This window comes from Rhodococcus sp. NPDC059968, from assembly GCF_042738615.1.
Taxonomy (GTDB): Bacteria; Actinomycetota; Actinomycetes; order Mycobacteriales; family Mycobacteriaceae; genus Rhodococcus_F.
Genome location: NZ_JBHWUE010000002.1, coordinates 230395 through 243847, shown reverse-complemented (window position 1 = coordinate 243847; position 13453 = coordinate 230395). Strand labels below are relative to the sequence as shown.

At 67.3% G+C, this 13453-nt stretch carries 13 protein-coding genes; 10 read left to right on the top strand and 3 right to left on the bottom strand.

Annotation, left to right across the window (positions count from 1 at the left end):
* Positions 1-15: 15 nt before the first annotated feature.
* From ACFWAY_RS03755 to ACFWAY_RS03745, 3 genes are all read left to right on the top strand, one after another.
* Positions 16-492: a GtrA family protein gene (locus ACFWAY_RS03755; protein WP_112301596.1), complete on the top strand. Its 477-nt coding sequence runs from the start codon at positions 16-18 to the stop codon at positions 490-492.
* Positions 493-615: 123 nt separating this feature from the next.
* On the top strand, positions 616-1518 hold the full coding sequence (locus ACFWAY_RS03750) for a PIN domain-containing protein (RefSeq protein WP_378509836.1): 903 nt from the start codon (positions 616-618) through the stop codon (positions 1516-1518).
* 171 nt (positions 1519-1689) lie between these two features.
* On the top strand, positions 1690-2727 hold the full coding sequence (locus tag ACFWAY_RS03745; RefSeq protein WP_378454404.1) for an alpha/beta hydrolase: 1038 nt from the start codon (positions 1690-1692) through the stop codon (positions 2725-2727).
* Here the strand turns inward: ACFWAY_RS03745 and ACFWAY_RS03740 are convergent, their stop codons facing one another.
* From ACFWAY_RS03740 to ACFWAY_RS03730, 3 genes are read right to left on the bottom strand one after another with little or no spacing between them, the layout of a single operon-like run.
* Positions 2728-3804 carry a S1C family serine protease gene (locus ACFWAY_RS03740; protein ID WP_378509835.1) on the bottom strand — a complete coding sequence of 359 codons (1077 nt, stop codon included), beginning with the start codon at positions 3802-3804 and terminating at the stop codon, positions 2728-2730. It abuts the gene before it with no gap.
* Between the two features lie 28 nt (positions 3805-3832).
* On the bottom strand, positions 3833-4240 hold the full coding sequence (locus tag ACFWAY_RS03735; RefSeq protein WP_378454402.1) for a PPOX class F420-dependent oxidoreductase: 408 nt from the start codon (positions 4238-4240) through the stop codon (positions 3833-3835).
* A 60-nt stretch (positions 4241-4300) separates the two neighbouring features.
* Positions 4301-5320: a LacI family DNA-binding transcriptional regulator gene (locus ACFWAY_RS03730; protein ID WP_378454401.1), complete on the bottom strand. Its 1020-nt coding sequence runs from the start codon at positions 5318-5320 to the stop codon at positions 4301-4303.
* 352 nt (positions 5321-5672) lie between these two features.
* Here ACFWAY_RS03730 and ACFWAY_RS03725 point away from each other — a divergent pair, with 352 nt between their 5' ends.
* The 7 genes from ACFWAY_RS03725 to ACFWAY_RS03695 all read left to right on the top strand — a co-directional run bounded on the left by ACFWAY_RS03725 (position 5673) and on the right by ACFWAY_RS03695 (position 13426).
* Complete coding sequence (locus ACFWAY_RS03725; RefSeq protein WP_378454400.1) at positions 5673-7184, top strand: sugar ABC transporter ATP-binding protein; 1512 nt, start codon at positions 5673-5675, stop codon at positions 7182-7184.
* Complete coding sequence (locus ACFWAY_RS03720; protein WP_378509834.1) at positions 7181-8236, top strand: ABC transporter permease; 1056 nt, start codon at positions 7181-7183, stop codon at positions 8234-8236. Before ACFWAY_RS03725 ends, ACFWAY_RS03720 begins: the two co-directional genes overlap by 4 nt.
* A complete protein-coding gene (locus tag ACFWAY_RS03715; protein WP_378509833.1) occupies positions 8226-9275 on the top strand; it encodes an ABC transporter permease in 1050 nt (349 codons plus the stop codon). Before ACFWAY_RS03720 ends, ACFWAY_RS03715 begins: the two co-directional genes overlap by 11 nt.
* A gap of 70 nt (positions 9276-9345) precedes the next feature.
* A complete protein-coding gene (rhaS, locus tag ACFWAY_RS03710; RefSeq protein ID WP_378450861.1) occupies positions 9346-10422 on the top strand; it encodes a rhamnose ABC transporter substrate-binding protein in 1077 nt (358 codons plus the stop codon).
* 8 nt (positions 10423-10430) lie between these two features.
* Complete coding sequence (locus ACFWAY_RS03705; RefSeq protein ID WP_378450860.1) at positions 10431-10793, top strand: L-rhamnose mutarotase; 363 nt, start codon at positions 10431-10433, stop codon at positions 10791-10793.
* A 6-nt stretch (positions 10794-10799) separates the two neighbouring features.
* Positions 10800-11981, top strand: coding sequence for an L-rhamnose isomerase (rhaI, locus tag ACFWAY_RS03700; RefSeq protein ID WP_378450859.1), 1182 nt, complete (start codon positions 10800-10802; stop codon positions 11979-11981).
* Positions 11981-13426, top strand: a complete 1446-nt coding sequence (locus ACFWAY_RS03695) for an arabinose isomerase (protein ID WP_378450858.1) — start codon at positions 11981-11983, stop codon at positions 13424-13426. Before rhaI ends, ACFWAY_RS03695 begins: the two co-directional genes overlap by 1 nt.
* Positions 13427-13453 lie beyond the last annotated feature (27 nt).

The following is a 13453-nucleotide window of genomic DNA, read 5'->3' as shown; positions in this document are numbered from 1 at the left end:
GCTAGCCTCGTCGTCGTGTCAGAAACCCAGCCGAGTCACGAGCACGAACCGCACGTTCCGCTCCCCGTCGAGATCCCCGTCACCGAGAACATCGCGGACGACGCACTGGACCTGAAGACGCAGATCATCCGTTTCGTCCTGACCGGTGGATTGTCCGCGATCGTCGACTTCGGCCTGTACTTCCTGCTGTTCGAGGTGGTCGGGCTCCCCGTGAACGTGGCGAAGTCGATCAGCTTCATCGCGGGCACCACCACCGCGTACCTGATCAACCGCCGGTGGACGTTCAAGGCCGAACCGAGCCGCGCCCGGTTCGTGGCGGTCGTCATCCTCTACGCGGTCACGTTCGCAGTCCAGGTGGGCCTCAACTGGGTGATGTACCACGCATTCCCCGACGAATGGTGGCGTCTGCCGCTCGCGTTCGTCATCGCCCAGGGCACGGCGACGGTCATCAATTTCGTCGTGCAGCGCGCGGTGATCTTCAAGATCCACTAGGACCGCTGCCGGCAACCACACGGCAATGCCCTGACGGGTGCTGCGATGACCCCGATCCGGGTGTTTGGGTAACGACTCAGCAACTTCTCTGGCGCTGCAGGCGTGTTCGGTGAGAATCGATCAATGCTGATTGTTCTCGACACCTCGGCCGTCACACGAGACGCGCGCTTCGAGACGTTCGTCCGCGACGCGCTCGACCAGGGCAGCCGGGTACTCGTTCCCCGCCTCGTCCTCGTCGAGGTCGCACACCGGTACCAGCGGGAATCCGTCGCGATGATCGACGCCCTCACCGTCCAGGCGCGGATGTACGACCGGCTCGGGCTCCGGGAGGACCTGTCCGTCTTCGTGGACGCCGCCCGGGCCAAGGCCGACGGGTACGTCGACTCGCTCGCCCGGCAGCTGGAGGCGATGGGCTGCGACGTGATCGAGCCGGCGCACGCATCGCACCTCGAGATCGCCGGTCGCGAGTTGCAGCGTCGTCGCCCGTATGTGGACAAGAAGCGGCACGGCTACACCGCCACGGTGAACTGGCTGACGGTCCTGGACATCGCCGATCGCCGCCCGTCCGAGGACGTGGTGTGGGTCAGTGCGAACTCCCGGGCGTTCGGTAGCGGCGAATCCTCGACGTGGCACGACGAGATCTGGGCCGAACTGCAGGAACGTGGTCTCGGGCACCGGGTGCGGTGGGTGGTCGAGCTCGACGACGTGGAACTCCGCGAAACCGATCTGCCCCGCCGCGAGCGGGTCTTCGAGCCGGTTGTCGCGCCGCTGCCCGTGGCCGCGGTGCCGGCTCCGCTCCCGCCCCGGGCGCCCGTAGCAGCTCCCGACCCCGTGGAACCCCCGGCTCCCGCCCCGGCCGCGGCGCTTCCTCCGGTGCACGTGGCACGACCCCGGGTGGCGCCGCAGCGGATCCTGCCCTCGGGCAACGCGGACGCCGTCGGACGCCGCGGCATCGGCAGGATGATGGGTGGCCGCAAACGCAAGGTCACCGTGGTGGAGGAGCTCGACGACCTCGATTTCGGCTGAGCCGACCGCCGAAATGGCCCACTTGCCACGCCCGCGATAACGATTCGGGCAAAGGGGATAACGACTTGGGGCCGAAGGCACCATGAGTGACACACGACGGTGGCGGGTACTCCAAGGTTGAAGTTACGTATCCGTCAAAGGCGACGGGTATCGGCGACCAGGGGAGAAGGCATGAAATCTGTGCCGAACGACCGCAAGCCGTCCGCGCAGCAGCGGAGCGGGACACCGACCGTCCAATATCGTTCGGGGGCGAGGCTCGCGGGGCCGAGTATCGAATCCCAGGTTCTCTACCAGGCGTGCAGGTGGTTTCTCCGGCCTGTGGTGCGGATGGCACCGATCAACGAATCGGCGATTCGCAGGGCCGCGTTGCTGGACATGGCGGCGGGGATCCGTCCCGCTTCCGGTATTCGCCGCCAGAAGGTGCGACTGCCCGGATTCGACGCGGAGATCGTGCGCGCGCCGGGGGTGTCACCGGATCTGAGTGACGGCGTCGTCCTCTACCTGCACGGCGGCGGCTTCCTGTGCTGCGGGTTGAACACGCACCGGCCGGTGGTCGCGACGATCGCGAAGCTGACCCGGCTGCCGGTGATGCACGTCGGCTACCGGCAACTGCCCGACACGAACATCAGTGGTTCGGTCGACGACTGCCTGACGGCGTACAAGTGGTTGCTGGAGAACGGAGCCCGCGCGGGCGGGACGGTGTTCGCCGGTGATTCGGCGGGTGGGTTCCTCGTCTTCGCGACTGCGCTGAAGGCCCGCGAGGAGGGCGTCGATCTGCCCGCCGGCCTGGTCGGACTGTCGCCGCTGCTGGACCTGGACTGCGCCGACAAGCTGGTGCACGCCAACGCCGCCCGCGACGTGTTCGCGCCAGTGGAGGCGCTCGTCACCATCGGCAAGCTCGGCGGCGAGGTGGACGGCGTGCTCGACCCCGCGCTGTCGCCCGTGAACGGGGCTCTCGAGGGTCTGCCGCCTGCGCTGCTGGTCGCCGCAGAAGGCGAGGTGCTGCGGTCGGATTCGGAGCTGATGGCGTATCGGCTGAGCGCTGCGGGTGTTCCGACGACGCTGCAGATCTGGGACGGCCAGGTGCACGCGTTCCCGGCGTTGTGGCCCGGTCTGCCGGAAAGCCGTGCGGTGCTTCGGCGTATCGCGCGTTTCGTCGCGATGCGTGTGCGGCCGGAGGACGGTGTCGCCCGGGACAAGACGGCCTGACTACCGCGGCGGGCCTTTCTCGAGCACGATCGTCGTCGATCGCTGGTGTCCGCTCTCGTCGAACCAGCGCACCGCGACCTCGTCGCCGGGGTGCCGTCCGATCATGTGTTCGCTGAGATCGTTCGAGGACCGGACGGGTGTTCCGTCGAATTCGGTGATGACGTCTCCGATCTCGATACCCGCGTCGTCGGCGGGGGTGCCGATGCTGACCCAGAGCACTTCGGCGCCCCGATCGTCGTCGGTGACGCTGATCCCGAGGAGAGGGGTATCGCCGATGTGCACGGTGGCGGACGTGGTTCCGGCGCGGACCTGATCGACGATCGTCATCGCGGTGTCGATGGGCACCGCATACGATCTCGGCTGGGTGGGAGCGGGTTTCGCGGGGTCGGAGTCGGCGTTGCCCGCAGTGTTGACACCGATGACAGCGGCGGTGGTGTCGACGAGGGGGCCGCCGGAGTCGCCGGGACGTACCGCCGCGTCGATCTGGATCAGCCCGTTCAGTCGGTTCCGGGAACCGTCGGTGGAACTGCGGGCGGTGATCGTCTGCTCGACGTCGGTCACGAACCCCCGGGCCGCCACCGGAACTCCGCCTCCTTCCGCGTTACCCACCGCGGTCACCGGGTCACCGATGCCGACGGTGGTGTCCTTCGCGAGGATCGCGGCCGGGAGGTCGCTCGCGCCCTGGAGTCGGAGTACCGCGATGTCGCGCGAACTGTCGTACCCGAGGACGTCCGCGACGTACTCCGCACCGTTGCCCAGGCTCACCGCGCTGATGTCGAGGGCGCCGTCGATCACGTGATGGTTGGTGAGGACGACGCCGTCGGGGGTGAGCACGATCCCCGTTCCCGCGGTTTCGACGAGGCCCGAATCCGCGACGAGGGTGACGATCGCCGGGATCACCCTGGCCTCGACCTCCTCCGGGGCCAGGACCACGGGCGGGGGCGGGGGAGGCGCGGCGGGCTGGGCGACCGTCGCCGCGGGCGGTCCCGGTTCGCGGACCGGTGGTGCGCTCAGCAGCAGGCTGCCGATCACCGCCGTGGCCAGGGCGAGGACCGCTGCGGCGCGGGGCGTCGTCATGCCCGGTTGTCGTCGTCGCGGAGTCGATTCAGGACTGTTTCAGCGACCCCCAGCCGTGCCAGGTGTCGATCTCGATCCAGGCGCTGACCCGTTTGCGGTCGCGGACGGGGTACGGCTTGCCGGTGTAATGCGTGGCGAGGCGGTCGATGTCGGCGAGTTCGCCGTCGTCGACGAATTCGGTCACCCGGCCCTGGACGCTGACGTGGGTGATCCAGTCGTCGGGGTCCATCGCGGTGAGGCTGACGCGGGGGTCGCCGCGCAGGTAGTCCAGGCGTCGACGCTCGGCGTCCATGTTGACCATTACCTTGCCGTCCTCGAACAGGTACCAGGTGGCCACGGACACGGGCTGGCCGTCGGGTCGGATGCAGGCGATGGTGGCGTAATTGGGCCGAGCGAACATCTCGGCGGCTTTCGGTGTCAGAGGTGGCTTCGACATGTCCGAAAGATACCCCGGGGGCCTTCGGCTCGGTGCGTGGTTGACGAGTCCGAGCCCTCGTCAACCCCGCACCGGGCAGGCGGCCGTGGACTCGCGGACGACGAGGGTCGGGGTGAACGAGAGCTGCTGGTGGCGGTGGGTGTCGGGGTTGTTGACCTGATCGAGCAGGAGCTCGGCCGCCGCTCGACCCAGTTCGTTCCGCGGCTGGGCGACGGATGTCAGCGGCACGGCCGCGCCGGCGGCGTAGTCGATGTCGTCGTACCCGACGATCGCGAGGTCTTCGGGCACGCGCTTGCCGTGCTGGATGAACTCCTGGAGCACACCGAGTGCGAGCAGATCGTTGGCGCAGAATGCCGCCGTGGGCCGCTCCTCCGCCGGCATCGCGAGAATTTCACGGGCCGCGTGGGTGCCGGCCTCGATGCTGAGGGATCGGGTGGCGACGGTGCGCATGCGTGTGCTCGCCGATTCCGCGACGGCGCTGAGCGCCCCGTCCCGTCGGTCGCGGACCTGCCTGATGCTGTCGGGCCCGCCGACGAACACGATGTTCCGATGCCCCTGCTCCATGAGGTGGCGAGCGGCGATCCGGCCGCCGTGGACGTCGTCGACGGCGACGGAGGATCGGCCGGGTGTGCGGGACCCGCGGTCGAGCAGGACCACCGGTGTGCCCTGGCGGTCGAGGTTGGCGAGCATCGGGGTGCTCTCACCGGTGGGGCAGAGCAGGATCCCGTGGACGCGTTGTTCCATGAGCTGGCCGAGCTGCCGGTTCTCGCGTTCTTCCGATTCGCCGGTGCTGATCATGACCATCAGCAGCTCGTTCGCCTCGGCGACCTCCTCGGCTCCGGACGCAACGTCGACGAAGAAGGGGTTGCGCGCGTCGAGGACGACGACGGCGAGCATCCGCGACTGGCCGGCGCGGAGTTGGCGGGCGGCGTCGTTGCGGACGAAGCCGAGCTGGGTGATGGCCGCATGCACTCGTTGACGGGTCGCCTCGGACACCAGTTCGGGGTGATTGAGCACGTTGCTGATCGTCCCCATCGAGACGCCCGCGAGCGCGGCGACCTCGCGCATGGACGCTGCCATTCGATTCCCCCTTCAGCCGGCTCGTTCGACCGCGCACATTCTCGTTCGACCGCGCACATTCTCGTTCGACCGCGCACATTCTCGTTCGACCGCGCACATTGTCGCGTCGGTCGTTGCCCGAGAACGATCCGGCGCTCTTGAATCGCTTCAGACTCAGTATCGCCGTCCGCGGTGGCGGAATCAAGACCGGCTCCCAGGCGAGACGATGAGAGACGGGTAGTAATGGACCTGGCGTGCTTTTATAACGATAAGGTCACGGTGGTGACCGGCTTTGCCAAACCTCTTGACTTGTGGCGTCAATCACTTCTAGCTTCATAAACGAGAAATGAACCGTTTCAATCGGAGGTGCTGAATGAGCGTCCCCCCTGCGGTGCCGTTGCTGGAAGTTCGGGACGTCACCAAGTCCTTCGGCAACGTCGCTGCTGTTCAGGGTGTGTCGTTTCCGCTCTACGGCGGCGAGGCACACGCCCTCGTCGGAGAGAACGGTGCAGGCAAGTCGACCATCGTGAAGATGCTCGCCGGCGTGCACGGCCCCGACACCGGATCGCTCCTCGTCGGCGGCGAGGAAGTGTCGCTCGGGTCGCCCTCGGATGCCAAGGCCCGGGGCATCGCGGTCATCTACCAGGAGCCGACCCTGTTCCCCGACCTCACCATCGCGGAAAACATCTTCATCGGCACCCAGCCGCGGGCCCGGTTCGGGATGATCGACCGCGGCGCGATGAACACCGCCGCCCGCGCACTGTTCGACCGTCTCGGTGTCCCGATGGACCCGGACCGGCTGGCCAGCGGACTGTCGATCGCCGATCAGCAGCTCGTCGAGATCGCGAAGGCGCTCTCCACCGACGCCAACGTCATCGTCATGGACGAGCCGACCGCGGCGCTGTCCGGCAACGAGGTCGAGCGGCTGTTCAAGGTCGCCCGGTCCCTCTGCGCGTCCGGTGCGGCGGTCATGTTCATCTCACACCGCTTCGAGGAGATCTTCGCGCTGTGCCAGCGGGTCACCGTGATGCGCGACGGACGGCACATCTCCACCGCCGAGCTGGCGGGACTGACGGTCGACGACCTCGTCCGCAGCATGGTCGGCCGCGACCTCGGCGCGCTGTTCCCGAAGATCGACGTGGAACCGGGCGCCGTCGTCCTCGAGATCGAGAACCTGTCGCGAGCCGGGGTGTTCTCCGACATCAGTTTCCAGGTCCGGGCCGGTGAGATCGTGGCGTTGTCCGGGCTGGTCGGTGCCGGCCGGTCCGAGGTCATGCAGTCGGCGTTCGGTGTGGACCCCCGCGACAGCGGAGACGTCCGGGTACGCGGCAAGAGCCTGCGCAAGGGCAACCCGAAGGCCGCGATGCGCGCCGGAATGGCGCTCGTCCCGGAGGACCGTCGCCAGCAGGGCCTGATCCTGGACATGTCGATCGAGCGCAACGCCACATTGACGCGGTCGTCCGCTCTCGCGCGGTTCGGCTTCCTCGTCGGGGGACGTGAGCGTCGGTCGGCATACGAGTGGACGAAGAAACTGCAGACCAAGTACGCGCGCATCACCGACCCCGTCGGCGTGCTGTCGGGTGGCAATCAGCAGAAGGTCGTGCTCGCCAAGTGGATGGCCACCGCGCCGAGCGTCCTGATCGTGGACGAGCCCACCCGCGGAATCGACGTCGGTACCAAAGCCGAAGTGCACCGGATCATCTCGATGCTCGCCAGTGAAGGCGTCGCCGTCGTGATGATCTCCTCCGAACTGCCGGAGGTGCTCGGAATGGCCGATCGCGTCCTTGTGATGAGGGAAGGACGAATCGTGTCGGAACTGAGCAGGTCCGAGGCCGACGAGGAGAAGATCATGTTCGCTGCAACGGGTTCGGAGGCCGCCGCATGAGCGCACCCACCCGCGTCGCGCCTGCAGGTGCCGCGAAGCCATCGGTGAAATCGGACGGGGGGACGTCCCTGATCGAGAAGGTGCTGCAGGTCCGTTCGCTCGGCATCCTCGCCGCGCTGATCGTGCTGGTCGTGATCACCACGATGCAGAACAGCAATTTCCTGTCCTCTCAGAGTATTCGCGACATCCTGCTGGCGGCATCGATCGTCGGAGTTCTGGTGGTCGGGCAGACCGTCGTCATGATCACCAAGAACATCGACCTCTCGGTCGGTTCGGTTCTCGGCTTGTCGGCGTTCGCCGCGGGCAGTGTCATGCAGGGGCCCGACGGCGTGCCGATCGTGTTCGGCATCCTCGCCGGAATCGTGGTCGGCGCGATCTGCGGACTCGCCAACGCGCTGCTGGTGCGGTTCGGCGGAGTTCCCGCCCTGGTCGTCACGCTCGGCACGATGTACATCTTCCGGGGCATCGCCTACCTGTGGGCAGGCGGCGAGCAGATCACCGCCGACGAGATGCCGTCGAACTTCCTGAAGCTGGGCACCGCAACACTTCTCGGTGTCCCCGTGCTCGTCGTCGTCGCGGTGGTGGCGGTGATCCTCGCCGGGGTGTATCTCCGTCGGTACCGCAGTGGCCGCGACCTCTACGCCATCGGGTCGAACGGCCACGCCGCCGAACTCGCGGGCATCACCGTCGGCAAGCGCATCCTGCTCGCCTTCGTCTTCTCCGGGGCCATGGCCGGAATCGCCGGGGTCATGTTCGCGGCGCGTTTCGGCACAGTCGACGCCGCCGCCGGATCCGGCTACGAACTCAACGTGATCGCGGCCGCCGTCGTGGGCGGTGTGGCCGTGGTCGGCGGCGTCGGCACCGTCTGGGGCGCCGCGCTCGGCGCGCTGCTCCTGACCACCATCAACAGTTCGCTGCCCGTTCTCCAGATCAACCAGTTCTGGCAGCAGGCCATCGTCGGTGCGCTGATTCTCGTCGCCATCGCAGCCGATCGGCTGCTCGCGGTGCGTGCCGCACAGCAACTTCGGAAGAGGAGCGCCCATGTCGACTGACACCATCGAGCCGGCGACGACCGCACAGCCGGACACCGCAGGTCGGACGTCGACGGTCGGCCGGGTCCGCGAGTTGCTCGCCGGCTGGGACTCGGCGATCATCGCCATCACGGCCGTCGTGCTGGTGGTCGCGTCGGTCACCAACCCCGACTTCGGGAGCAGCCGGAACTTCGCGTTCCTCGTCCTCGATCTGGCGCCGATCTTCCTGATCGCACTGCCGATGACGTTCATCATCATCGCCGGCGAGATCGACCTGTCGGTGGCGAGCGTCCTGGGGCTGAGCGGCGCCGCGATGGGCTGGATGTGGAACAACGGCTTCGCCATCGAGATGATCATCCCGATCTGCATCCTGCTCGGCTGCGTCCTCGGTGCCCTCAACGGTTTCCTGGTCGCGAAGCTGGGACTGCCGTCCCTGGCCGTCACGATCGGCACCCTTGCCCTCTTCCGTGGGCTCGCGTTCGTCCTCCTCGGTGACCAGGCGGTATCCAACTTCCCCCGCGCGTACACGTCGTGGGTGACGGGAACGGTCGGCGGCACGTCCATCCCCAATCTCGCCATTCCGCTGGTCGTGGTGGCTCTGGTGTTCGCGGTGATCCTCCAGGCCACCCCGCTCGGCCGCGACATCTACGCCACGGGCGCCAGCGACACGGCCGCACGCTTCGCCGGGATCGACGGGGCGCGGCTGAAGTTCTGGCTCTACGTGGTGTGCGGCGCGGTCGCCGCCCTCGCCGGAGTGCTGTGGAGTCTGCGGTACTCGAGCGCCCGGGCCGACAACGGATCCGGTCTCGAACTCGCCGTGGTCGCCGCGGTGCTCCTCGGCGGTGTGTCGATCTTCGGCGGCAAGGGCCGGTTGGCCGGCGTGCTCGCCGCGGTGGTGCTGCTCGCCACACTGCAGAATGCGCTGCGCCTCGAGGACATCTCGAACGAGGCGCTCACCATCGTCACCGGCGTTCTCCTGATCGTGGCGGTTCTGCTGCCGAACCTGCTGAAGACCGTGCGGGCGTCCGCGCAGCGTCGAAAGCTGCAGAACCCCTCCTGAATTCCCCTGCTCCACAGCTCTTTCTCACTTCAGCGTTCGCAGTGACGCGAACACGAGGAAAGGATCCACCATGACCCGATTCCGCCGGACCTTCGTTCCCCTGGCGGGGATCGTCGCAGTCTCGATCGGACTGACGGCCTGCGGCGGCACCACCCAGGATTCGGCGTCGAACTCGGGCGGTGGCGACCGCGCCACCGGTACCGCGAACCCCGACGCGCCGATCCAGGACGGTCTGCAGGTCGCGTTCCTCCCCAAGCAGCTCAACAACCCGTACTCGGACATCGAGGTCGGGGGCGGCAAGACCGCAGTGGAGGAGTTCGGCGGCGAGTACAAGCTCGTCGGCCCCAACGATGCGAGCGCGTCCTCGCAGGTGTCCTACATCAACACGCTGATCCAGCAGGGCCAGAACGTGATCAACATCGCCGCGAACGATCCGAACGCCGTGTGCCCGTCGCTGAACCAGGCCCGCGACGCCGGCATCAAGGTCGTGACGTTCGATTCGGACGCGGCCGAGGACTGCCGCGACCTGTTCATCAACCAGGCCACCACGCAGGGTGTCGGTGAGACGCTCGCGAAGATGACGAGCGAGCAGATCGGCGGCACCGGCAAGATCGCGGTGCTGTCCGCCACCCCCAACGCCACCAACCAGAACGCCTGGATCGAGGTGCTGAAGGCCGAGCTCGCGAGCAAGCCGGAGTACCAGAACATCCAGCTGGTGGCCACGGTGTACGGCAACGACGACGACCAGAAGTCGTTCCAGGAAACGCAAGGCCTCCTGCAGACCTACCCCGACCTGAAGGCGATCGTATCGCCCACGACGGTCGGCATCGCGGCGGCGGCGCGCTACATCTCGTCGTCGAGCTACAAGAGCAACATCGTGCTCACCGGCCTCGGCACCCCGAACCAGATGCGGGAGTACGTCAAGAACGGCACCGTCAAGGAATTCGCCCTCTGGGACCCGACCAACATCGGCTACCTCTCCGCCTACGCCGGTGCCGCACTGGCATCCGGTCAGATCACCGGCGCCGAGGGACAGAAGTTCACGGCGGGCAAGCTCGGCGAGTACACGATCGGCGCCGGCGGCGAGGTCGTGCTCGGCCCGCCCACCGTGTTCGACGCGAACACCATCGACCAGTACAACTTCTGAACCGTCCGATGACCAAGTACTGCTTCACCCTGCAACTCCGGCCGGACCGGATCGACGAGTACGTTCGCCGGCACGCCCAGGTCTGGCCGGAGATGCTCGAGGCACTGAAAGCCAGCGGGTGGCACAACTATTCGCTGCACATCCGGCCGGACGGGCTGATCGTCGGCTACGTCGAGTCGGCCGATCTCGAACAGGCGCAGGCGGCCATGGCGCGCACCGACGTCAACCGGCGGTGGCAACACGACATGGCGCCGTTCTTCGAACTCGACGGTGTGGCCCCCGACGAGGGATTCACGCTCCTCACCGAGATCTTCGACCTGGACGCCCAGCTACACACCCATCTCGACCACACGATCTCCACCGAAGGATGATTCACCATGACGGCAACTGACACTCGGCGCACGGCCGGCGACATCTCCGCCCTCGCCGACTTCGGAATCGAAGTGCCCAGTTGGGCATACGGGAATTCCGGCACCCGGTTCAAGGTGTTCGCCACGGCCGGCGTCCCGCGGGATCCGTACGAGAAGATCGAGGACGCCGCACAGGTGCACCGTGTGACCGGGGCGGCGCCGAGGGTGTCGCTGCACATCCCGTGGGACCGCGTCGACGACTTCGGCAAGCTCGCCGCGTTCGCCGCCGATCAGGGGGTGTCGCTGGGGGCGATCAACTCCAACGTGTTCCAGGACGACGACTACAAGCTGGGGTCGCTGACCAACGCCGACCCGAAGATCCGCGCGAAGGCCGTCGCCCACCACGTCGAGTGCATCGACGTCATGCGGGCCACGGGCTCGAAGGATCTGAAGCTGTGGCTGCCCGACGGCACCAACTACGCCGGCCAGGATTCGATCCGCGCCCGGCAGGATCGGCTCGCCGATTCGCTGCAGAAGATCTACGCCGAACTCGACGACGATCACCGCCTGCTGATCGAGTACAAGTTCTTCGAGCCGTACTTCTACACCACCGACATCCCCGACTGGGGAACGTCGCTGCTGCACTGCCTGGCGCTGGGCGAGAAGGCGCAGGTCGTCCTGGACACCGGCCATCACGCGCCGGGCACGAACATCGAATTCATCGTCGCCCAGCTGATCCGGCAGGGACGGCTCGGCGCCTTCGATTTCAACTCCCGCTTCTACGCCGACGACGACCTGATCGTCGGATCCGCGGACCCGTTCCAGCTGTTCCGGATCATGCACGAGATCGTCCGGGCGGGCGCGCATCGCCCGGACTCCGGGGTGAACTTCATGCTCGACCAGTGCCACAACATCGAGCCGAAGATCCCCGGCCAGATCCGGTCGATCATGAACGTCCAGGAAGCCACGGCCAAGGCACTGCTCGTCGACGGGGACGCACTCGAGGCGGCCCAGCAGTCGGGTGACGTGCTCGGTGCCCACGCGGTGCTGATGGACGGATACAACACCGACGTCCGGCCGCTGCTGGCGGAACTGCGTGAATCGCAGGGCAGGGAAGCCGACCCGATCGGCGCGTTCGCCCGCTCCGGATACCTGGAGCGGATCGAGCACGAGCGGGTCGGCGGAAACCAGGCGAGCTGGGGCGCGTGATGACCGATACGACGACGGACGCCGTGCCCGCCCGCCTCGAACGCGTGCGTCCCCGGAAGACCCGGCTGGGGCTGGTATCGGGTGGGCTCGGCGCCTACTGGCCGCAGTTCCCAAGCCTCCGGGGTGTCCTGCAGGAGTCCGCCCGGTACGTGACGGGCCGATTCGAGGAGCAGGACTGTCAGGTCGTCGATGCCGGGTTCGTCTCGGACCCGCAGGAGTCCGCCGTCGCGGCCGAGACGCTGAGGCAGGCCGACTGCGACCTGGTGGTGATCTTCCTGACCACCTACCTGACGTCGTCGATGGTGCTGCCGATCGCGCAGCGGACCAACGTACCGGTGCTGCTGATCGATCTGCAGCCGACCGAGGCGATGGATCACGCGAACACCGACACGGGGACGTGGCTGGCCTACTGCGGGCAGTGCCCGCTGCCGGAGGTCGCGAACGTGTTCCGGCGCAGTGGCATCGACTTCCGGTCGGTGTCCGGGTACCTGCACGACGAGAACGCCTGGCGGCGCATCGACGCCTGGGTGAGTGCCGCCTCGGCACGGGCCGCCCTGCGGCACGGCCGGCTCGGGCTCATGGGTCACCTGTACCCGGGGATGCTCGACATCTCGACCGACATGACCCTGTTGTCGTCCCAGTTCGGCGCGCACGTGGAGGTGCTCGAATTCGACGACCTCCGGGTACGGGTCGATGCGGTCTCCGATCGCGAGACGGCCGACCGTGTCGCGCTCGCGAAAGAGGTTTTCGCGCTTGATGATTCGGTGAACGCGGACGATCTGGCCTGGGGAGCCAGGGTCTCCGTCGGACTCGACCGCATCGTCGCGGACTTCGCTCTCGACGCCATGGCGTACTACCACCGCGGGCTCGACGGTGAACTGCACGAACAGCTCGGCGCCGGAATGATTCTCGGAGCGTCCCTGCTCACCGCCCGCGGTATTCCGCTGGCCGGGGAGTACGACATCCGCACCGCGGTCGCGATGCTGGTCTCGGACCGGATGGGCGCCGGTGGATCGTTCACGGAATTGCAGGCACTGAACTTCCGCGACGGCGTCGTCGAAATGGGTCACGACGGACCGGCCCATCTGCAGATCTCGTCCGCCGAACCGCTGCTCCGCGGTCTCGGTGTCTATCACGGCAAGCGGGGGTACGGCGTCAGCGTCGAGTTCGACGTGACACACGGGCCCGTCACGACCTTCGCGGTCGGGCAGAACCGCGACGGCTCGTACTCGTTCATCGCGTCCGAGGGTGAAGTGGTCCCCGGACCGCTCCTGGCGATCGGCAACACCACGTCCCGGGTCGACTTCGGCCGGGACCCGGGGGAGTGGACGGACGAGTGGAGCGCCACCGGGACGGGTCACCACTGGGCGTTGTGCGTCGGGCACCGTGCCGGCGCGATCAAGGCCGCAGCAGAGTTGCTCGGCATCGAATTCATCCGGGTCTGAAGTCAAGAATCTCGAGGGAGAAACAAG